This is a genomic window from Allobosea sp. GW823-FHT01F03 (assembly GCF_058798075.1).
Window position 1 is genome coordinate 592,338 of record NZ_CM179505.1, and the last position, 19,384, is coordinate 611,721.

Annotated in this window: 22 protein-coding genes; 6 read left to right on the forward strand and 16 right to left on the reverse strand. The window is 68.3% G+C overall.

What is annotated here, in order from left to right; genetic code table 11:
- Positions 1–9: 9 nt before the first annotated feature.
- The 4 genes from serA to AC3RCC_RS02840 all read right to left on the reverse strand — a co-directional run bounded on the left by serA (position 10) and on the right by AC3RCC_RS02840 (position 4,303).
- On the reverse strand, positions 10–1,266 hold the full coding sequence (gene serA / locus AC3RCC_RS02825; RefSeq protein WP_492257524.1) for a phosphoglycerate dehydrogenase: 1,257 nt from the start codon (positions 1,264–1,266) through the stop codon (positions 10–12).
- 75 nt (positions 1,267–1,341) lie between these two features.
- Positions 1,342–2,181: a heme ABC transporter ATP-binding protein gene (locus AC3RCC_RS02830; RefSeq protein ID WP_492257525.1), complete on the reverse strand. Its 840-nt coding sequence runs from the start codon at positions 2,179–2,181 to the stop codon at positions 1,342–1,344.
- A gap of 17 nt (positions 2,182–2,198) precedes the next feature.
- Positions 2,199–3,299, reverse strand: a complete 1,101-nt coding sequence (locus tag AC3RCC_RS02835) for a FecCD family ABC transporter permease (RefSeq protein ID WP_492257526.1) — start codon at positions 3,297–3,299, stop codon at positions 2,199–2,201.
- Positions 3,300–3,307: 8 nt separating this feature from the next.
- Complete coding sequence (locus AC3RCC_RS02840; RefSeq protein WP_492257527.1) at positions 3,308–4,303, reverse strand: heme/hemin ABC transporter substrate-binding protein; 996 nt, start codon at positions 4,301–4,303, stop codon at positions 3,308–3,310.
- Between the two features lie 243 nt (positions 4,304–4,546).
- Between AC3RCC_RS02840 and hmuQ the strand changes: the two genes are divergently transcribed.
- The 3 genes from hmuQ to AC3RCC_RS02855 all read left to right on the forward strand — a co-directional run bounded on the left by hmuQ (position 4,547) and on the right by AC3RCC_RS02855 (position 7,092).
- Complete coding sequence (hmuQ, locus tag AC3RCC_RS02845) at positions 4,547–4,894, forward strand: heme-degrading protein HmuQ (protein ID WP_492257528.1); 348 nt, start codon at positions 4,547–4,549, stop codon at positions 4,892–4,894.
- Positions 4,895–4,908: 14 nt separating this feature from the next.
- Positions 4,909–5,451 (forward strand): heme utilization cystosolic carrier protein HutX, encoded by a 543-nt coding sequence (hutX, locus tag AC3RCC_RS02850; protein WP_492257529.1) that lies wholly within the window; start codon positions 4,909–4,911, stop codon positions 5,449–5,451.
- A gap of 294 nt (positions 5,452–5,745) precedes the next feature.
- Positions 5,746–7,092: a hypothetical protein gene (locus AC3RCC_RS02855; RefSeq protein ID WP_492257530.1), complete on the forward strand. Its 1,347-nt coding sequence runs from the start codon at positions 5,746–5,748 to the stop codon at positions 7,090–7,092.
- 13 nt (positions 7,093–7,105) lie between these two features.
- Here the strand turns inward: AC3RCC_RS02855 and AC3RCC_RS02860 are convergent, their stop codons facing one another.
- Positions 7,106–7,828, reverse strand: coding sequence for a fused DSP-PTPase phosphatase/NAD kinase-like protein (locus AC3RCC_RS02860; RefSeq protein WP_291635624.1), 723 nt, complete (start codon positions 7,826–7,828; stop codon positions 7,106–7,108).
- Between the two features lie 176 nt (positions 7,829–8,004).
- Here AC3RCC_RS02860 and ppa point away from each other — a divergent pair, with 176 nt between their 5' ends.
- Positions 8,005–8,547: an inorganic diphosphatase gene (gene ppa / locus AC3RCC_RS02865; protein ID WP_291645915.1), complete on the forward strand. Its 543-nt coding sequence runs from the start codon at positions 8,005–8,007 to the stop codon at positions 8,545–8,547.
- A gap of 95 nt (positions 8,548–8,642) precedes the next feature.
- Here ppa and AC3RCC_RS02870 read toward each other — a convergent pair whose 3' ends face one another.
- On the reverse strand, positions 8,643–9,263 hold the full coding sequence (locus AC3RCC_RS02870) for an LbetaH domain-containing protein (RefSeq protein WP_291635627.1): 621 nt from the start codon (positions 9,261–9,263) through the stop codon (positions 8,643–8,645).
- On the opposite strand from AC3RCC_RS02870, the gene phnN reads away from it, so the two are divergent.
- The gene (gene phnN, locus AC3RCC_RS02875) at positions 9,262–9,861 is read left to right on the forward strand and encodes a phosphonate metabolism protein/1,5-bisphosphokinase (PRPP-forming) PhnN (protein WP_291635629.1); all 600 of its coding nucleotides are present in this window, start codon (positions 9,262–9,264) and stop codon (positions 9,859–9,861) included. The two genes, AC3RCC_RS02870 and phnN, sit on opposite strands and share 2 nt — an antisense overlap.
- Positions 9,862–9,879: 18 nt before the next feature.
- Here the strand turns inward: phnN and AC3RCC_RS02880 are convergent, their stop codons facing one another.
- The 8 genes from AC3RCC_RS02880 to phnG form a co-directional block, all read right to left on the reverse strand.
- A complete protein-coding gene (locus tag AC3RCC_RS02880; RefSeq protein WP_492257531.1) occupies positions 9,880–10,581 on the reverse strand; it encodes a DUF1045 domain-containing protein in 702 nt (233 codons plus the stop codon).
- Positions 10,578–11,717, reverse strand: coding sequence for an alpha-D-ribose 1-methylphosphonate 5-triphosphate diphosphatase (locus AC3RCC_RS02885; RefSeq protein WP_492257532.1), 1,140 nt, complete (start codon positions 11,715–11,717; stop codon positions 10,578–10,580). Before AC3RCC_RS02885 ends, AC3RCC_RS02880 begins: the two co-directional genes overlap by 4 nt.
- Positions 11,717–12,415, reverse strand: a complete 699-nt coding sequence (gene phnL, locus AC3RCC_RS02890) for a phosphonate C-P lyase system protein PhnL (protein WP_492257533.1) — start codon at positions 12,413–12,415, stop codon at positions 11,717–11,719. The genes AC3RCC_RS02885 and phnL overlap by 1 nt, the downstream gene beginning before the upstream one ends.
- 166 nt (positions 12,416–12,581) lie before the next feature.
- Entirely contained in the window at positions 12,582–13,388 is an 807-nt protein-coding gene (phnK, locus tag AC3RCC_RS02895) for a phosphonate C-P lyase system protein PhnK (protein ID WP_291635636.1), read from the reverse strand.
- Positions 13,385–14,311, reverse strand: coding sequence for an alpha-D-ribose 1-methylphosphonate 5-phosphate C-P-lyase PhnJ (locus AC3RCC_RS02900; protein ID WP_291635638.1), 927 nt, complete (start codon positions 14,309–14,311; stop codon positions 13,385–13,387). Before AC3RCC_RS02900 ends, phnK begins: the two co-directional genes overlap by 4 nt.
- Positions 14,308–15,438 carry a carbon-phosphorus lyase complex subunit gene (locus tag AC3RCC_RS02905; RefSeq protein WP_492257534.1) on the reverse strand — a complete coding sequence of 377 codons (1,131 nt, stop codon included), beginning with the start codon at positions 15,436–15,438 and terminating at the stop codon, positions 14,308–14,310. Before AC3RCC_RS02905 ends, AC3RCC_RS02900 begins: the two co-directional genes overlap by 4 nt.
- Before the next feature lie 22 nt (positions 15,439–15,460).
- Positions 15,461–16,066: a phosphonate C-P lyase system protein PhnH gene (phnH, locus tag AC3RCC_RS02910; protein WP_492257535.1), complete on the reverse strand. Its 606-nt coding sequence runs from the start codon at positions 16,064–16,066 to the stop codon at positions 15,461–15,463.
- Complete coding sequence (gene phnG, locus AC3RCC_RS02915) at positions 16,066–16,506, reverse strand: phosphonate C-P lyase system protein PhnG (RefSeq protein ID WP_291635643.1); 441 nt, start codon at positions 16,504–16,506, stop codon at positions 16,066–16,068. Before phnG ends, phnH begins: the two co-directional genes overlap by 1 nt.
- A gap of 87 nt (positions 16,507–16,593) precedes the next feature.
- Between phnG and phnF the strand changes: the two genes are divergently transcribed.
- A complete protein-coding gene (gene phnF / locus AC3RCC_RS02920; protein ID WP_492257536.1) occupies positions 16,594–17,343 on the forward strand; it encodes a phosphonate metabolism transcriptional regulator PhnF in 750 nt (249 codons plus the stop codon).
- A gap of 126 nt (positions 17,344–17,469) precedes the next feature.
- Here phnF and phnE (AC3RCC_RS02925) read toward each other — a convergent pair whose 3' ends face one another.
- Positions 17,470–18,324 (reverse strand): phosphonate ABC transporter, permease protein PhnE, encoded by an 855-nt coding sequence (phnE, locus tag AC3RCC_RS02925; RefSeq protein ID WP_492257537.1) that lies wholly within the window; start codon positions 18,322–18,324, stop codon positions 17,470–17,472.
- Positions 18,321–19,202, reverse strand: coding sequence for a phosphonate ABC transporter, permease protein PhnE (gene phnE, locus AC3RCC_RS02930; RefSeq protein WP_492257538.1), 882 nt, complete (start codon positions 19,200–19,202; stop codon positions 18,321–18,323). The genes phnE (AC3RCC_RS02925) and phnE (AC3RCC_RS02930) overlap by 4 nt, the downstream gene beginning before the upstream one ends.
- Positions 19,203–19,384 lie beyond the last annotated feature (182 nt).

Below are 19,384 nucleotides of genomic sequence, written 5' to 3' on the forward strand. Positions count from 1 at the left end.
GGCCCACGCTCAGCCGCGCTCGTAGAGCAGGCGGGCGCGGATCGTGCCGTCGAGGCTGCGGATTTCCTCGATGATCTCGCGCGCGACCTCGCCGACCGGATCGGCCTCCATCACGACATAGCCGATCTCGCCATCGGTCTGGAAATTCTGGGCGGCGATGTTGATGTCGCGGCTGGCGAAGACGTCGTTGAGGCGCCGCAGCATGCCCGGCGCATTGCGCTGGACCTGGATGAAGCGGGTGCCGGCCGGTCGTGCCGGTAGCTGGACCTGCGGGAAATTGACCGCGCCGACGGTCGAGCCGACATCGGAGTAGTCGACGAGCTTGCGCGCCACCTCGGCGCCGATGCGCTCCTGCGCCTCCTCGGTCGAGCCGCCGATATGCGGGGTCAGGATGACGTTGGGCAGGCCCTGGAGCGGCGTGACGAAGCGGTCATTGTTCGAGGCCGGCTCCTTCGGGAAGACGTCGACCGCGGCGCCGGCGAGATGCCCGCTGCTCAGGGCCTCGGCGAGCGCCTCGAGATCGACCACCGTGCCGCGCGAATTGTTGATGAGATAGGCGCCCTTCCTCATCAAGGCGATCTCGGCGGCGCCGATCATGCCATGGGTCGCCGGCGTCTCCGGCACGTGCAGGGAGACGATGTCGCTGCCCGACAGCAGGGCGGCGAGGCTCTCGACCGGCTCGGTGTTGCCGTGGCGCAAACGGTCGGTGTGATCGTAATAGATTACCCGCATGCCCATCGCCTCGGCGATGTTCGAGAGCTGGCTGCCGATATTGCCGTAGCCGACGATGCCGAGCGTCTTGCCGCGGACCTCGAAGGCGCCGTTGGCCGACTTGTCCCAGCCGCCCTGATGGGCGGAACGCGAGCGGTCGGGGATCCGGCGCAGCAGCATGACGATCTCGCCGATGGTCAGCTCGGCGACGCTGCGGGTGTTCGAGAAGGGCGCGTTGAAGACCGGGATGCCGCGCAGCCGGGCGGCGTCGAGATCGACCTGGTTGGTGCCGACCGAGAAGCAGCCGACGGCGAAGAGCCGCTGCGCCGCCGCCAGCGCCGTGCCGGTGAGCTGGGTGCGCGAGCGGATGCCGAGGATATGCGTCTTGGCGATCGCCTCGACGAGCTGGGCCTCGTCGAGCGCCTTGGGCAGCCGGGTCAGATTGGTGTAGCCGGCGTTCTGCAGGATCGCGACGGCGGAGTCGTTGATGCCTTCCAGCAGCAGGACGCGGATGCGATCCTTCGGGAAGGACAGGCGGTCGATCTGTTCGGTCATGGCATGGTCGCAAAGCGAGGGGGGCGCTTGGCTATAGACCCGCGGCGACGCCGGACCAACGCTTTCTTGCGGATGTCAGGCGCCCGCCGCGTGCAGTGCGGACCCGCCACCGGCGCGCAGATGCTGTTGCGGCAGCAGGAAGGGCAGTCCGGTCGGCGGCAGACGGCTGAAGGCGAGGTCGACCCGGAAGACGCCGCGTAGCAGGGCATCGTCGAGAATGACGGCCGGAGCGCCCTGCGCGACGATCCTGCCCTCATGCATCACCAGCAGCTTGTCGGCATAGGTCACGGCGAGATTGAGGTCGTGCAGCACGATCAGCACCGCCGCTCCTTGCGTCGCTATGGCGCGGGCGGCATCGAGCAGAGCGAGCTGGTGGCAGAGATCGAGGCTGGCGATCGGCTCGTCGAGGAAGAGCACCTGTCGCCCGGCGACCGAACGCCCGGCCTCGAGCTGGCAGAGCGCCCTTGCGAACTGCACGCGCTGCTGCTCGCCGCCGGAGAGCGTCTGGTATTGGCGGCCGGCGAGGCCGAGCACGCCGGCCGTCTCGAGCGCCTCGGCGATGATCTGCTCGCTGCGGCCGCGGGGTTGTGCCCGGCCGACGCCCTCGAGGCCGAGTCTGGCGACCTCGTAGACGCTGAAGGGGAAGGCGAGGCGCTGGTTCTGCGCCATCACGGCGCGCTGGCAGGCGAGCTTCCAGGCGGGCGCGCCGGCGAGCGGCGTGCCGTCGAGCCGGATTTCGCCCTGGGCCGGGGTCAGCTCGCCGGTCAGCAGCTTCAGTAGGGTCGACTTTCCGGCCCCGTTGGGGCCGACGATGATCGAGGTCGTGCCGGCATCGAGCTGCAGCGAGGCATCGCGCACCAAAGCGGTGCCGCGAACGCTGAAATGCAGGTCCCAGGCTTCGAGAATAGCCGCCATGATCGAGCTCCCGCCGTTCAGCTTTCGGCGATCCGGCCGCGGCGCAGCAGCAGCCAGAGGAAGAAGGGTGCGCCGATGAAGGCGGTGACGATGCCGATCGGCAGCTCGGCGGGTATGACGATCAGGCGGGCGACGATGTCGGCGCCGACGAGGAGCGCGGCGCCGCCGATCGCCGCAAGCGGCAGCAGCAGGCGGTGATCGGGGCCGATCAGGAGACGGATCAGGTGCGGCACGACGATGCCGACGAAGCCGATCACCCCGGCGGCCGCGACGCTGGCGCCGACCGCGAGCGCGACCAGAAGCACGGCCAGCGCCTTGATGCGCTGCACGGGTATGCCGAGATGATAGGCCTCGGCCTCGCCGAGCATCAGTGCATTGAGCCCGCGCGCCAGGAAGGGCACGGCGATGAGCAGCGGCAGCACGATCGGCGCGACCACGGAGAGCTTGCTCCAGCTCGCTCCGCCGAGGCTGCCCATCGACCAGAATGTCAGGTCGCGCAATTGCCGGTCGTCCGAGACATAGGCGAGCAAGCCGGTCAGGGAGCCGGCGAGGGCGCCGAGCGCGACGCCGGCCAGCAGCATGGTCGCGACGGAGGTCCGTCCCTCGCGCGTCGCGATCAGATAGAGCGCCAGCGTCGAGACGAGGCCGCCGAAAAAGGCGCCGAAGGGCAATGCGGCGAAGGGCAGCTTCATCCCGAAACCGGCCAGCAGCCGGTCGCCGAGCACGATCGTTGCGGCGGCAGCGAGCCCAGCGCCGGCCGAGACGCCGACCAGGCCGGGATCGGCGAGCGGGTTGCGGAACAGGCCCTGCATCAGGGCGCCGGAGATGGCGAGCGCGGCCCCCACCAGCGCGCCGAGCAGCAGGCGCGGCATGCGGATATTGAGCACGACCAGCGCTTCGCGGCTGTCGAGAAGTTCGGCCGGGCCGCTTCCGATGCGCGCCAGCAGGATCTCGGCGACGCGTCCGGGCGCTATGGCGAAGGCGCCGGCGCCAAGCGAAAGCAGCATGAGCAGCAGGCACAGGCCGAGCAGGGCGCCGCAGGCGATGAGATTGCGCTGCCGGCGGCTGGCGGTCAGCCGCGCCAGCGCAGCTGCGCCGGGCGCCGTGACTGGCTTCATGGCGAGGGTCATTTCGTCGCGGGGAGCTGGGCGATCTTGGCCTCCGGATAGAGGGCGGCCATCAGGTCGCGGGCGGCGTCAGGGGTGCGCGGCCCGAAGCCGAGCAGATAGAGCCCGTCCATGCGGATCAGGCTCTTCGCCTTGGCCGCCGGGGTCTGGGAGAAGGCCGGCATGGCGAAGAGTTCCTCGGGCGTCTGGGAGGGAGCGGCGCTGTGGCGCATCATCAGCACATGGTCCGGGGCGGCGGTGATGATCGCCTCGTCGGTCATCGGCTTGAAGCCCTCGACCGCCTCGGCGGCATTGACGCCGCCGGCGAGCGCGATGATGGCGTCGGCGCTGCTGTTGCGGCCGCCGACCATGGTGCGGCCATTCTGCAGCGAGAGCACAAAGAGCACGCGCTTCTGCTTCGGCAGGCCGGCGCGCAACTTGTCGAGCTCGGCAAAGCGCGCCTTGACGCCGGCGGCGAGCTGCTTTGCCGGCTCGGCGGCGCCGGCCGCCTTGCCGATGATCTCGATCTTCGAGACCACAGCCTCGGGCGTCAGCGCCTCGGGCACCGGCGCCATCGGCAGGCCGGCCTCGCGGACCAGCGCCAGAGCGTCGGGCGGGCCCGCGCCTTCGACCGCGATCACCAACGAGGGCTTCAGCGACAGTACGCCTTCGGCCGAGAGAGCCCGGACATAGCCGACATTCTTCTTCTCTTTCAGCGCCTCCGGCGGCCACAGGCTGGTGGTGTCGACGCCGACCACGCTGTCCTGCAGGCCGAGCGCGTAGAGCACTTCGGTGACGACGCCGCCGACCGCGACGATGCGCTGGGCGGATTGCGCCTGAGCGCTGGCGACGAAGCCGAAGCCCGTCTGCGCCATCCGGGTGGGCCAGGCTTGGCTGCCGGCGAGGCTGGAGGCGGCGAGAAGCGTCAACCCGATGGCGGCCGTGAGTTCCCGGCCGAGGCGCTTGGCCTTGATGCCGGCAAGGGGGGCGGTCGCGGGCGATGGCATGTATTGCATGGCTCGGTCTCGTCGGGTCCAACAGTGCGATGCCGTCAGGGTCCGGCGGCGGTATCGTCTGTTTATGGTGATTCCAAAGTATAGGCTCTGTTTGTAATCATTAAAAACTGTAATTACTGAGCCATTGTTGACGGTGATATTCAGTTTTACTAAGAGAGGTCAAGTGTGGCGTGGCGGTTGCAGTGCTTCGACGCCCGCCGTCCTATCGTCCGTCTTTGTCCGTCAGCCTATCGAGGAAAACCCATGTTCATCGCCATGAACCGCTTCAAGGTCGTCAAGGGGGAGGAGGCGACGTTCGAGTCGATCTGGTCGTCGCGCAAGACGCGGCTCGACGAGATGAAGGGCTTCATCGCCTTCCATCTGCTCAAGGGGCCGGAGAAGGAGGATCACACCCTCTATTCCTCGCACACCACCTGGGCCTCGAAGGAGGATTTCATGGCCTGGACCAAGTCCGAGCAGTTCCGCGAATCGCATCGCAGTGCCGGCCAGCCGCGCCCGACGCCGATCTATCTCGGTCATCCCGAGTTCGAGGGCTTCGAGACCGTGCTGAGCGAGCGCAACCCGCATCTGCCGCGCCAGGCGGCGGAATAAGGGGGAGGGCGGACATGCCGATCTCGCAGGCGCTTGCTCCGGCAGGCCAGGAACCGCCGGTCACCGACCCCATGGAACGCGCCAGGCAGGCGCTCGCCGCCAAGCCGGACGGTGTCATCGAGGCGATCGCCCGCGAGGTCGGCGTGTCGACGCTCGCCGTGCTCGAGGCGGCGCCGGAAGAGCAGCGCCGCTTCATCCCGGCCGAGCGTTTCGAGGCGCTCTGGCTGGAGCTCTCGAGTTGGGGCTCCGTGCTGTTCATCGTGCACACGCCGGACATCGTGCTCGAATGCGAGGGCTCGCTCCCGGTCGGCTCCTTCGGTCACGGCTATTACAACATCCATGGCGACAGCCCGATCGGCGGGCACATCAAGGCCGGCAATTGCACCAGGATCGCGCTGGTCGACCGGCAGTTCCATGGCCGGCGCTCCTGCTCGGTGCAGTTCTTCAACGGCGCCGGCGAGGCGATGTTCAAGGTCTTCGTCCGCCGCGACGAGCAACGCGCGCTGCTCGCCGACCAGGTCGCCCGCTTCGAAGCGCTGCAGCGCGACTTCGTCTGAGGCGATGGAGGTCACGACGCTGGGCCGCGAAGAGGCGCCTGCCCTTGGGGTGGGTGCCTAACCAAGGGGCAGCGCTCGCCATCTTCTCGCCATGCCCGGTGCCCAGATGGAGCCCCTGCCGGTCTGCCGCGCGGGTTTCGTCAAGGATCTGTTAACCACGTGAGCGCACTGTCGACGTTGCGGCACGGTATGCGCAGAGCGGCACAACGGCTCTCGCCCCGTTCTCGCAAGGCCGCCGAAAGACCCGGGAAGGCGGCGGGGACCACCCCCGAAATCCCGACAGAGGCGCTTGGAATGGCTGCGCAGGCGACTTTGGAGCGAGCTCTGGCGCCCTTGTCGGCAGTGCGCCCCGAGCTGGCTCAGGGCGCGCTGCGCTCGCTGCGTCCGGGCGGCGGCATCGCCGCCGGAATCCTGCTCGCGCTGCGCTATGTCCAGGCGCGCTTCCTCTCCGTCTGGGGGCTGCTGATCGCAGCGCTGCTCTGCCCGCCCCAGGCCTTCGCCGAGTTCGCGATCTACTCCGCCCTCGCCAATTTTCTCTCGATCGCGGCGCTGCTGCGTTTCGAGACCGTGTTCTTCCAGAACAGCGACCCCGACCGGCTGGGACGGGCCTTCCGGCTTTCGGTCGTGACGGGCGTCGGCTTCCTCGCGCTGGTCGGGCTCGCGGCGATCGCGTCCTCGGCGCTGGGCCTCGTCCTGGCCGGCCATGCAGCGCTCTTCGTGTTCTCGCTCGCGGGCCGGGCGGCGATCCGGCTGGCGACGGCGGAAGCCACGGCGGAAGGCGATTTCCGGGCGCTCGGCAATGCCGGCCTGCTTCAGGCCGTGATCCAGCCCGGCGCGATGCTGGCTCTGATCCTGCCCTTCGGCGCGTCCTCGCTGGCCCTCTTCGCCGCCGATGCGATCGGTCATGCCGTTTCGGCCGGCTATCTCGGCTGGCGCCGTCGCTTCGCTTTCCAGCGGCTGGCGCTGCAGGCCGAGTGGTCGGTGCACGAGCTGCGGCGCTCGGTCCGGCAATGGAGCGCGGCGCCGCGCCTGCTGCTGCCTTCGGCCCTGCTCTCCTTCGGCTTCTCTGTCGCGCCGCTGCTTGCGCTGCCCTTCTCCTCCGATCCGGTCTTCGCCGCGCATGTCGCGCTGGCGATGCGCCTGCTCGATGTCCCGACGCAGATGTTCGGCGCGGTCACCCTGCCGCTGGCGATGAGCAGCCTGCGCAGCCGGCAGGGGCCGGCGCGTCGGCGCTGGGCCCGGATCCTGACCGGCGGGCTGATCGTCGCCGCCTTCGCCCTGTTCGCAAGCGCGGCCGCTTTCGTGCTCCTTCTCGATCCCTGGCTCGAGGAGACGCAATGGCACGGCATCGGGACGGTGCTGTCGATCCTGACGCTGTTCTATGTCGGCATTGCGCTGGTCGCGCCGCTGAACGAGATCGGGACGCTGTCGCGCGACCCGCAGCATCCGATGATGATCAATGCCGTCGCCCTGGTCGCGACGCTGGCGCTGATCGCCTGGTTCGGCAAATTGTCGCTGGCGATGCTGTGCGCGATCGGCGCGATGTCGCTGCTGCGGATGTGCGCCCATGCCTGTCTGACCTGGACCGGCTTCGGCGGCGGTGGGGCTGCCAAGGCGCTGCCGCAAGGCTCCCGGATCTGAGCAGCCGGCCCGGCTATTCGCGCCGGATCAGCCGGTCGGCGAGCAGCGAGGACAGGAAGCCCGGCCTGAACTCGCGCTCCAGGCGTTCGGGATCGTAGTGATTGGCGACCCAGTCGAGGAAGGCGATGCCCTTGGCTTCGCCTTCGCGCTCATAGGCCTCGAAGAAGGTGTCGAGGATGCCGGTCTTGGCGAAGCGGAAATGGCCGTAGCGGAAGGAGAGCGCGGCCATGGCCTCCTTCAGCGGGCGCTTCTCATGGACCAGCAGATAGAGCGCCGCGAAGAAGCCGGCCCGGTCGGCGCCGGACTTGCAGTGCACCAGTGCGGGCAGGGCAAGCTCATCGAAGAATTGCGGTGCCGACAGGATGGTCTGGCGATCGGGGGCGCCGCGCGAGCGCAGCACGAAGTCGATCAGGGCGACGCCGTGGCGCTCGCAGGCCTCGCGCTGGAGCTGCCAGGAGCCGTGCTCGCGCCCGCCGCGCAGATTGACGATGGTGCGCACCCCCTGTCGGGCGAACCAGGCGATATCGCCTGGTGCCGGCTGTGCCGCACGCCAGAGCCGCGGCGTGACACGGTGGGCGTTGAGATAGGCGAGCCGGAAGATGCCATGGTCGACCAGCAGCATGTTGGCCCAGGCGCGCAGCCGGTCGACCCGGCCGCCGAGCGGGCGGTCCCAGCGCGCGATTCGTGCCATGCGCCTGGCATAGCGGTCCTCGTCCCGCCGCAAGCGGTTCAGCATCTCGTCATGCTCTCTTCCATGCTGGCCCGATACCAGCGCCGGCGCTCGCGCGCAAATCCGGGCGAGCCGTGCCTACCGCAGGGCGGGGATGACGATTGGGCAGAAGGTCGGACTTGGCCTTTGCGGCGCGAGCCGGCATAAGGCGCGCCAGTATCGTCCATAGACAGGTCTCGTTCATGCGCCTCGACGCCATCTCCATCGGCAAGAATCCCCCCGACGAAGTCAATGTCGTGATCGAGGTCGCGATCGGCGGCGAACCGATCAAATACGAGATGGACAAGGAGGCCGGCACGCTCTTCGTCGACCGCTTCCTCTATACGCCGATGCGCTATCCTGGGAATTACGGCTTCATCCCGCACACGCTCTCCGAGGATGGCGATCCCTGCGACGTGCTGGTCGCCAATACCCGCCCGCTGGTGCCGGGATCCTACATCGCGGTCCGCCCGATCGGCGTGATGATGATGGAGGACGAGGGCGGCGGCGACGAGAAGATCATCGCCGTGCCGGTGCCGAAGCTGACCAGGCGCTACGAGAACGTCCACAACTACACGGACCTGCCGAAGATCACGCTCGACCAGATCCAGCACTTCTTCGAGCACTACAAGGATCTCGAGCCCGGCAAATGGGTGAAGTTCACCGGCTGGGGCGACGCCGCCAAGGCCAAGGAACTGATCCTCGAGGCGGTCGAGCGCGCGAAGAAGGCCAAGGCGAAGGCCTGAACTGCTTCGTCATTCTCGGGCGAAGCGAAGCGTGGGCCCGAGAATCTCTTGCGGGAGATGCTCGGGTCAGGCCCGAGCATGACGCGCGCTTGCCGTCAGCCCTCGTATTTCTCCAGGAAGGCTTCGACGCCGAGCGCCCGGAAGTCGGCGAGCGCGGCGCGTAAGCGCGCATGCTCCCAATCCCACCAGGCGAGCGCCTTGAGCCGCTCGGCGATCGCCTCCGGGAAGCGCCGGCGGATGATGCGGGCCGGGTTGCCGGCGACGATGCTGTAGTCCGGCACGTCCTTGGTGACGATCGCGCCACCGGCGACCACCGCGCCCGTGCCGATGCTGCGGCCCGGCAGGACGATGGCGCCGTGGCCGATCCAGACATCGTGGCCGATCGTGACCGGGGTCGAGCGCCGCCAGGCGAAGAAGTCGGCATCGTCCTGCGCATCGTCGAAATAGGCCGATGAGCGATAGCTGAAATGCGACTGGCTCGCCCGCTGCATCGGGTGGTTGCCCGGGTTGATGCGGGTATGGGCGGCGATCGAGCAGAACTTGCCGATTGTCGTGTAAATGACATCCGCGTCGTTCACGACATAGGAGTAGTCGCCGAGGCTGGACTCGGCGAAGGCGGTGCGGGCGCCGATCTCGGTATAGCGGCCGAGCACCGCCTGCCGCACCCTGGCGGTGGGGTCGATCACCGGTTCAAGTCCGAGCTTCTTGGCCACCATGACACATTCCTCTGCTGAAACGATGATCGCGGCGCCGGCCCTGGCCGGCGTGCTGGTGCTGGTGGTCGGCCCGTCCGGGGCCGGCAAGGATGCGCTGATGGACGCTGCCCGCCGCGCGCTCGCCGATGATCGGCGCTTCCGCTTCGCGCGCCGCCTGATCACCCGCCCGGCGCTCGCCGGGGCGGAGGACCATGACAGCTGCGACGAAGCCGGTTTCGTGACCGCCCGGGCGCGCGGCGAGCTCGCCCTGAGCTGGGCCGCCCATGGCCTGGATTACGGCATCCCGGTGCGCGAGCTCGCCGGCCTCGCCATGGGGCAGGTGGTGATCGCAAACATCTCGCGCGGTGCGATCCGTGCGGCGGAGGCCCTGGCGGAGCGTGTCGTCGTGGTCGAGATCACCGCGCCGGCGGCTATTCTGGCGAAGCGGCTCGCGGCGCGCGGGCGCGAGAGCGAGGCCGATATCGCGGCCCGGCTGTCCCGCGAGGCGCCGCTGACGACCGAGCGCGCCGAGCTGCGGCGGATCGTCAACGACCGGACGATCGCCGAAGGCGCGGCCGATCTCCTGGGCTTGCTGCGCGCCTCGGCCGAGCCAGTCTGACACGCCGCGGCTCGTGCTTCAGCCGAAAGGCAGGGCGTCGAGCAGGGTGAAGCGGCTGGTGCGATCGGCCTGCTTGAAGATCGCGATCCGGTCGAGCAGCACCTCGCCGGGCGGAACCGCCTGTGCATGCGCTGCGACGAGCGCCGTCTTGACGGGAGAGACGAGGTCCTGCGGCAAGGCGCCGGTCAGGGTCATGTGGAAGCGGAAGGCGTCGCCGACATAGGGGTAGCCGTAGGCCTCGAGATAGGCCCGGTGCGCCGGGGTCAGCGGGCTTTGCAGCCGCCGCGCCAGATCAGCCTGCGAGAGCGGCGCCCTGAAGGGCTCGAAGGCCTGGACGACATCGAAGGCGAGAGTCTGCAGCGCCTGGCTCGGCTCGGCCGGGGTCAGGGCGACGAAGTGGCCGAGCGCGTCGACGGCGAGCCCTTTGAGCCCGACCGGCGCGCGGCCGGCGACATAATTGCGGGCGAAGGCGCGCAGAGCCCCTTCACTGCGGCCGTCCGAGAGCTCGAACGGCGCCTTCAGCGTCGCATGGAAGCCGTAGCGGCGCGGCTCCGCCGTCAGCGCCCCCCAGTCCAGCGCCTCGCAACCTGCCGGTACCGCGCTAGGCACTTCGCTGCCGGTGATGGCGTCATAGCCCAACGTCCCACTGCCGAAGCGCCAGAGGGCGCTGTCGGCGGCGGGCGCGAAATAGATGGCGTAGCGCGGCGGGGTCGTGGTCAAAACGCGCGCTCGCCCTTCGACCAGACGGCGTTGAGCACCGGCGTCGCGCCGAGCGTCCGGAAGCGCAGCAGATCGGCGCGCAGACCGGGCTTGAGATGGCCGCGATCCCGGAGACCCAGAATGTCGGCGACCTTCCAGGTGACCATGCCCATCGCTTCGGGCAGGGCGACGCCATGGGCGGCGTGCAGCTTCAGCACGGCCTGGAGCAGGCTGGCGGGGACATAGTCGGAGGAGAGCCCGTCGAGCAGGCCCTTCTCCGCCAGCTCCGATACCGAGACGCCGCCGGAATGCGAGCCGCCGCGGACGACGTTGGGTGCCCCGGCGATGGTGGCGAGGCCACGCTGCTTGGCGGCCTCGGCGGCCTCGACCGTGGTCGGGAACTCCGAGATCACCGCGCCCGACGCGATGCCGGCCTCGACATGCTCGACCGTGGTATCGTCATGGGTCGCGATCGGGATGCCGCGGGAGCGGAACATCTCGACCACGGCGCTCCAATTGCGGCTGACATTCTCGGCGCCTTCGCGCTGGCGGACGACGACATCCTCCTCGAATTCGGCCTCGGTCTTGCCGGTACCGAGCGAATAGGTGCGCAGATGCTCGATATTGCGCCATTGCCGCTGGCCGGGCGTGTGGTCCATCAGCGAAACCAGCTGGACGAGGCCGTCGTCCTGATAGGGCTCGATATCGCGCAAGAGGTCGGGGCTGGTCAGCTCGCAACGCATATGGATGCGGTGATCGATGCGGAAGACGCCTTCGGCGGTGCCGAGCCGGAGCGCGTCCATGACATCGGCGAAGATGTCCTTGCGATAATCCTTGGCCGAGAAGGGCGTACCGGCGCAGATCGCGTCGTAAACCGTGGTGACGCCGGACGCCGCCATCTGCGCGTCATGGACCAGCGCCGCAGCGAGCCCGTTCGGCCAGAAGACCTTGGGGCGCGGCATGAAGTGCTTTTCCATGTTGTCGGTGTGCATCTCGACCAGGCCGGGCGCGACATAGTCGCCCTGCACGTCGATCGCGGCCGGCAGCGAGGAGCGGCCCTGATCGACGGAGAGGATGCCGGTCTCGTCGAAGGCGATGCTGCCGTCGACGATCTCGTTCTCGAGGATCAGCCTGGCATTGGTGAGGATGGTGGTCATCAGGCGGCCTTCCTGAAATCGGTGATGTCGAGATAGCGGGTCGCCACAGCCTCTCGCACGGCCTCGTCATGGAAGATACCGACGATCGCCGAACCCTGCGCACGGGCCTCGGCGATCAGTTCTACCACGACATTGCGGTTGCCGGCGTCGAGCGAGGCGGTCGGCTCGTCGATCAGCATGATCGGCGAGGGGTCGACGAAGGAGCGGGCGATGTTGACGCGCTGCTGCTCGCCGCCGGAGAAGGTCGCGGGCGCGAGGTCCCAGAGCCGCGGCGGCAGGTTGAGCCGCGCCAGCATGGCCTTGGCGCGCTCGCTCGCCTCGTCGGCGCTGGCGCCGCGGGCGAGCAGGGGATCGCGAACGATGTCGAGCGCCGAGACGCGCGGGATCACCCGCAGGAACTGCGAGACGAAGCCGAGCGTGCGGCGGCGGATGTCGAGCACGGTGCGCGGCACGGCGGTGACGATGTCGATGGGCCGGCCGGCATGGGTGACGGCGATCCTGCCGGAGGTCGGGCGATAATTGCCGTAGAGGATGCGCAGCAGGCTCGATTTGCCGGCGCCGGAGGCACCGGCCAGGACCAGCGCCTCGCCGGCCGCGACCGAGAAGTTGACATTGTCGAACACGGGAAGGCGCACTCCGCCCTGATTGTGCAGGGTGAATTCCTTGGCGACGTTCTCGACCTGGATCATCGTGGTCATGGGATCAGTGCCTTGTGCCGGCGCGGTGACGCGGATGTGACGAAGCTCCCACCGTCATGCTCGCCCTTGTGGCGAGCATCCACGTCTTGAACGCCGCTCTTGAAGAACGAAGACGTGGATGGTCGGGGCAAGCCCGACCATGACGGGAGCGAGTGCGACGAGAGGCTCATACCGTTAGCACCGCGGATGTCAGGAGCTGGGTGTAGGCGTGGTGGGGATCGTCGAGGACCTGGTCGGTTAGGCCCTGCTCGACGACGCGGCCATCCTTCATCACCATCAGTCGGTCGGTGAGCAGGCGCGCCACGGCGAGGTCGTGGGTGACGATGATCGCGGCGAGGCCGAGATCGCGCACCAGCACGCGCAGGAGGTCGAGCAGTCGCGCCTGGACCGAGACGTCGAGGCCGCCGGTCGGCTCGTCCATGAAGACGAGCTTCGGCTCGGAGACCAGCACGCGGGCGATCTGCAGGCGCTGCTGCATGCCGCCGGAGAACTGGCGCGGCCGGTCGTCGATGCGGCCGGCGGCGATCTCGACACGCTGCAGCCAGTCGAGCGCGGTCTCGCGGATCTTGCCGTAATGGCGCGCGCCATTGTCCATCAGGCGCTCGCCGACATTGCCGCCGGCCGAGACGTCCATGCGCAAGCCGTCGCGCGGATTCTGATGGACGATGCCCCAGGCGGTGCGCATCAGCCGGCGCCGCTCCTGCTCGGCGACCGAATAGATGTCGAGCGGTTCGGTACCGCCGCGAAAGAGCACCTCGCCCGCGTCGGGCTTGTCGATGCCGGCGAGGCAGCGCAGCAGGGTCGATTTGCCGGAACCGGATTCGCCGACGATGCCGAGCACCTCGCCCGGCCAGAGATCGAAGGAGACATCGGCGCAGCCGATGCGCTCGCCATAGAAGCGGGAGACGCCGGCGACCGAGAGCAGCGGGGCCGGATCGAGTGCGAGTTGCTGCGGATTGACCTGAATGTTCATGACTTGGCCTCGTCTTCGACCAGATGCAGCGCCGAGGCGTCGGCGAGCATGGCGCCGCGATGGCCTTCCGCCCGCCGCGTCTCGCAATGATGGCTGTCGGAGCAGACGAACATGCGCCCGCCCTGGTCGTCGATCACCACCTCGTCGAGATAGGAATCGGCGGCGCCGCAGAGCCCGCAAGGCTGCTCCCAGCTCTGGATGCGGAAGGGGTGGTCCTCGAAATCGAGGCTGCGCACGCTGGTATGCGGCGGTACCGCATAGATGCGCTTCTCGCGCCCGGCACCGAAGAGCTGCAGCGCCGGCGACATCTGCATCTTCGGATTGTCGAATTTCGGGATCGGCGAGGGCGCCATGACATAGCGGCCATTGACCATGACCGGATAGTCATAGGTCGTCGTGACCTCGCCGAAGCGGGCGATGTTCTCGTAGAGCTTGACCTGCATCAGCCCGTATTCGGCCCAGGCGTGCATCTTGCGCGTCTCGGCCTCGTGCGGCTCGAGCTTCCTCAGCGGCTCGGGCTGCGGCACCTGGTAGACCATGATCTGGCCGCTCTTCAGCGGCGCTTCCGGGATGCGGTGGCGGGTCTGGATGATCGTCGCCTCGTCGGTCGCCTCGGTGGTGCGCGCATCGGCGGTGCGCTCGAAGAAGCGGCGGATCGAGACGGCGTTGGTGGTGTCGTCGGCGCCCTGATCGATCACCTTGAGCCGGTCGTCGGGGCCGATGATCGCGGCGGTGACCTGGATGCCGCCAGTGCCCCAGCCGCGGGCGAGCGGCATTTCGCGCGAGCCGAACGGCACCTGGTAGCCGGGGATCGCGACCGCCTTGAGCAGGGCCCGCCGGATCATCCGCTTGGTCTGCTCGTCGAGATAGGCGTAATTGTAAGCCGGCTTGTTGTCTTCGCCGACGCTCTGATGCGCGTTCATTCCGCGGCCTCCGGCAGCGCTTCATTCGCCTGATCGGCGTGCTTGTCTTGGCGCTCCTGCCGCTCCCTGCGAATGCGGCGGATCAGTTCGAGCTCGCCCTGGAAATCGACATAGTGCGGCAGCTTGAGATGCTCGACGAAGCCGGCCGCCTCGACATTGTCGGAGTGGTAGAGCACGAATTCGTCCTGCTGCGCCGGATAGGTCGCCGCCTCGCCGAATTCGCGCGCCTTCAGCGCCCGGTCGACCAGCGACATCGACATCGCCTTGCGCTCGCTATGGCCGAAGGCGAGCCCGTAGCCGCGGGTGAACTGCGGCGGGACGTCCTTCGAGCCGGCGAACTGGTTGACCATCTGGCATTCGGTCAAGGTGATCTCGCCGAGATCGACGGCGAAGCCGAGCTCCTCCGGCACGAATTCGACGCAGACCTCGCCGACCCGGACCTCACCGACGAAGGGGTGGCTGTTGCCAAAACCGCGTTGCACGGAATAGCCGAGGCCGAGCAGGAAGCCCTCGTCGCCGCGTGCCATCGCCTGTAGTCGGACATCGCGCTCGGCCGGGAAGGAGACCGGCTCGCGGGTGAGATCGAAGGGCCGCGGATCGCCTTCCGGCGGCGCTTCCTCCTCCATCAGCCCCTCGGCGCCGAGAATGTCGGGCACGCGGGGCATCGAGGCGTCGAGCGGCTGCGCAGCCGGACGGGCCTGCACGTCGCCCGGAGCCGCCTCGTCCATCAGGGCAAAATCGAAGAGCCGGTGGGTGTAGTCATAGGTCGGGCCGAGCACCTGGCCGCCGGGCAGATCCTTGTAGGTCGCCGAGACGCGGCGACGGATCGCCATCTTGGCGGTATCGAGCGGCTCGGAGGAGCCGAAGCGCGGCAGCGTGGTGCGGTAGGCGCGCATCAGGAAGGCGGCCTCGATCGCGTCGCCCTGCGCCTGCTTCAGCGCCAGCGCCGCGAGATCGGGATCGTAGAGCGAGCCTTCGTTCATCACGCGACCGCAGGCGAGACCCATTTGCTCGCGGATCTGGGCGACTGCGATTTCCGGCACGCTCTCGTCGCCGCGGCGGGCTTCGGCGACGAGATCATGGGTGGCGAGGATGGCGGCTTCGCCGCCCTTGACCGCGACATACATCAGTAAAGCTCCCGGCGGGGCATCAGCGGGTCTCCAGGATTTGCGTCGAGCGCGGCAGGCCGATGAGATACGCGCCATGGCTCAGGATGAGGTCGACACCGCAGGGGTAGAGCGCGGCATTGGCGGCGAGTTCGGCCCAGAAGCCGGGGCGCAGGCCGGAGGGCGCGATCTTGCGGGTCCCGGCGATGCCCGGGCCTTCGAGCGTCACCGTCTCTCCGCCGGTGAGCGCAGCGCATTGCACGATCACCGTGGTCGAGCGGTCGGGAAACTGGTCGTCGCCGGGGTTGAAGACGGCAAGCTTGGGCTCGGGCATCGCGCCGTCGATGACGGCGAAGGCGGCGCTTGCCGGATCCTCGACGAGAGCGGCGCCGCAATGGAAGCGCAGCCAGGCGCCCGCCGGCCCGTCGCGCAGGGCAGCTGGCAGCCAGATCGGCGTCTCGTAATCGGCGAGCGTCAGCAGCGCGAGGGCCGTGGCGCGTTGCAGTCCGGCCGGCGGCTCGACGGCGATGGCGAGCTCACGGGCCTGGCCGGGCTCGGAAAGCGCCGCCAGCAGGGCCCGGAAAGCTGCCTGCGATTGGAAAACCGGGTCCGAGAAGCCGGCGCCGAGCAGGGTTTCGTTCGTAGCCATCAGCCGCCCCGGACCAGCGTGAAGAAATCGACCTTGGTGGCGGCAGCCTTGCGCGAGGCGAGTTCGCGCGCCGCCTGCTGCTTTTCGGCCAGCGCGCCGACGCCCTGCCGCAGCGGGCCGGCCTCGGTCTCGTCCTGGAGCAGCGCGTCGGTGATCGCCGCCAGCCGCGCCTTGCCGGCATCGCGGCCGAGGGCATAGGAAAAGCCCATCCTGCCGCCGCCCAGGCGGACGACGCAGCGCGTCACCGTCGCCTCGCCGAGATTGAAGCGCCGCCCGGCACCACCGGCGCGACCTTCGACCATGACGGTGCCGGTTTCGGGCGCTTTGAGGACTTCGTGTTCGGGCTGCGGCCCGGCCTGCGCCAGCAACGCCTCGATCTCGCAGCGCGAGGCGCGGGCCAGCACGGCCATCCAGTGCTGCCGTGTTGCGGTTTGAGTCATCCGGTGCGGCCTCTCGCCAATCTCTAATGTCTAGACTATCATGGATCTGAACCCGAGAAAGGTCTATACATTTCAAATGAAACTTTCATGACGGATACGGTTTCCGAGACTATGGCCGGCGAGGCCGGCACGGCTTGGCGGCGGATCGCCGATGCGCTGGCGACGTCGATCGAGCAGGGCGATTATCGGCCGGGCGATACGCTGCCGGCCTCGGTGGCGCTCGCCGAGCACTATGGCGTGCACCGCCACACCGTGCGGCAGGCTTTTCGCCATCTCGCCGAATGCGGCCTCGTCACGGTGTCGCGCGGCCGCGGTACGCAGGTGACCGCGCCGCGCTTTCCCTACCGGCTCGGCCGCCGGGTCAGCATGCGCACCAATTTCGGCGCCGCCGGCATCGCCGTGTCGAGTTCGGTGCTGGCGGCCGAGATCGTCGCCGGCGAAGCGCAGCATTGCGCGATGCTGGGGCTAGCCGAGGGTACGCCGCTCTGGGCGATCGAGACCTTGAGCCGGGCGGGTGGGACGCCGGTCGGCACCGGCATCCACTATCTCTGCGCCGAACGTTTTCCGGGCTTCGACGCGATCCTGCGCGAAGCCGGGGGCTCGATCACCGCCGCCTTCAAGGCCTGCGGCATTCCCGATTATGTCCGGAGTTCGACAAGGCTGGCGGCGCGGCTCGCCACCGAGCGCGAGGCGGCGCTGCTCGCGATCGCGCCGGGCTCGGCGGTGCTGCAGACCCATGGGCTCGACGCGCTGCCGGACCTGACACCGATCCACATCGTCAACAGCGCCTTCGCCGGCGAGCGCATGGAGATGGTGGTCGAGCCCTTCGGGGAGTGAGGCCCGGGTTGGCCGTCGTCGTCATGCTCGCCCTTGTGGCGAGCATCCACATCCTGAACACCGTGTTCGATCAGTGAAGCAAAGTCGTGGATGGTCGGGACAAGCCCGACCATGACGGGGAGAACGTCAGATCGCCCGCTTGCCGATGATGGCGTGGCGCAGCTTGCCGGAGATAAAATCGATCGTCGTCACCGCCGCCAGGATCAGGAGGATCAGGAAGGAGACCTGCTGCCATTCGAGCGTGCGGATTGTCTCGGCGAGGTAGAGGCCGATGCCGCCGGCGCCGACGATGCCGATGATGGTCGAGGAGCGGGTGTTCGACTCGATGTAATAGAGCACCTGGCTGGCGATCACCGGCAGCACCTGCGGGATCAGGCCGAAGCGGATCTCGTGCAGCTTGCCGCCGCCGACCGAGGCGACACCGTCGACAGGCTTGCGGTCGGCGGCCTCGATCGCCTCCGAGAACAGTTTGCCGAAGGCGCCGAGATCGCTGGTCATGATGGCGAGCATGCCGGCGAAGGGACCGAGGCCGACGACATTGACCCAGATCAGCGCCCAGATCAGCGCGTCGACGCCGCGTACCGTATCCATCGAGCGACGGGCGAAAAAGTGGACGACGCGGTTGGCGACGACGTTCTTGGCGGCGAGGAAGCCGAGCGGGAAGGCGAGGATCGCCGCCAGGATGGTGCCGAGAAAGGCGATGGCGATGGTCTCGAACAACGCCTTCACGAAGATGACGGCCCGGGCGAGCGAGCCGGGATCGGGCGGCAGCATCAGCACGACGAAGGTGCCGAGATTGGCGAAGCCGGCAAAGAACCGTGCGAAGGAGGTTTCGAGCGTGCTCAGCCCGTAGACGAAGAGTCCGACGAGGCCGCCGATGACGGCGAGGGTGATGATCCTCGCCTTGAGCGAGCCGTCGATCGCGGTCTTGTGGCGGGCGGCGAGCGCAGCGCGGTCGGCGGCCGAGAGGGCGAGGCTCATGGGCGATGCTCCAGGCTCAGCAAGGCGTGGCGCAGACGCTCGGTGCCGTAGTCGATCAGCATGACGGTGACGATGATCAGCAGCAGGATGGCGCTGACATCGGTGAAGTAGAATTTACGGATCGCCTCGATCAGGTCCTGGCCGATGCCGCCTGCGCCGACGAAGCCCATGATCGAGGCGCCGCGGACATTGATCTCGAAGCGCAGCAGCGTGTAACTCGCGAAATTCGACAGCACCTGCGGTACGACGGCGAAGCGCACGGTCTGCCACCAGCCGGCTCCCGTGGCGGTGAGGCCGTCGACCGGCTTCATGTCGATGTTCTCGACGACTTCGGAGAAGAGCTTGCCCATCGCGCCCATGGTGTGGATGGCGATGGCGAGCACGCCCGGCAGCGGGCCGAGGCCGAAGGCGATGACGAAGATCAGCGCGAAGACGATCTCCGGCACGGTGCGGCAGAATTCGAGGAAGCGGCGCGTGACCCAGCGCAGCCCGGTCGAGCGGCCGAGATTGCCGGCGGCGATGAAGCAGAGGAGGAAGCCCCCGACGGCGCCGAGCACGGTGCCGACATAGGCGATGACCACGGTCTGCCAGAGCAGCTTCAACCAGCCATTGATGCCCCAGTACCATTCCTTGAGATCGGCACCGAAGGTGGCGAGCCGGAGCGTCGGCATGGTCTCGAGAATGTATTTCGGGAAGCGCCAGGCGTTCTCGGCGAATTTTTTCAGGTCGACCTCGGCGCCGATCCCGGCGAGCACGACGCAGATGGCGAAGATCGCGAGGCCCAGCAGGGTCTGCAGGCGCTTGGCCGCCATTTCGCGCCGGTAGAGCTCGGCATGGGTGGCGATAGCGGGGGCGCCGGAGGCGAGAGGGAGCGTCATGGGATGATAAGCCCTGGCCGGAGAGGCGCGGGGAACCCCTCTCCCGGATGGGAGAGGGGTAGGGGTGAGGGCCTGCGGGCAAACGCCAGAGCGCGGTGCGGCCACTCCAATGTCGAGCATGCCGTGGTGAGGGCGGTCCCTCACCCCCGGCCCCTCTCCCATCCGGGAGAGGGGAGAGAGGC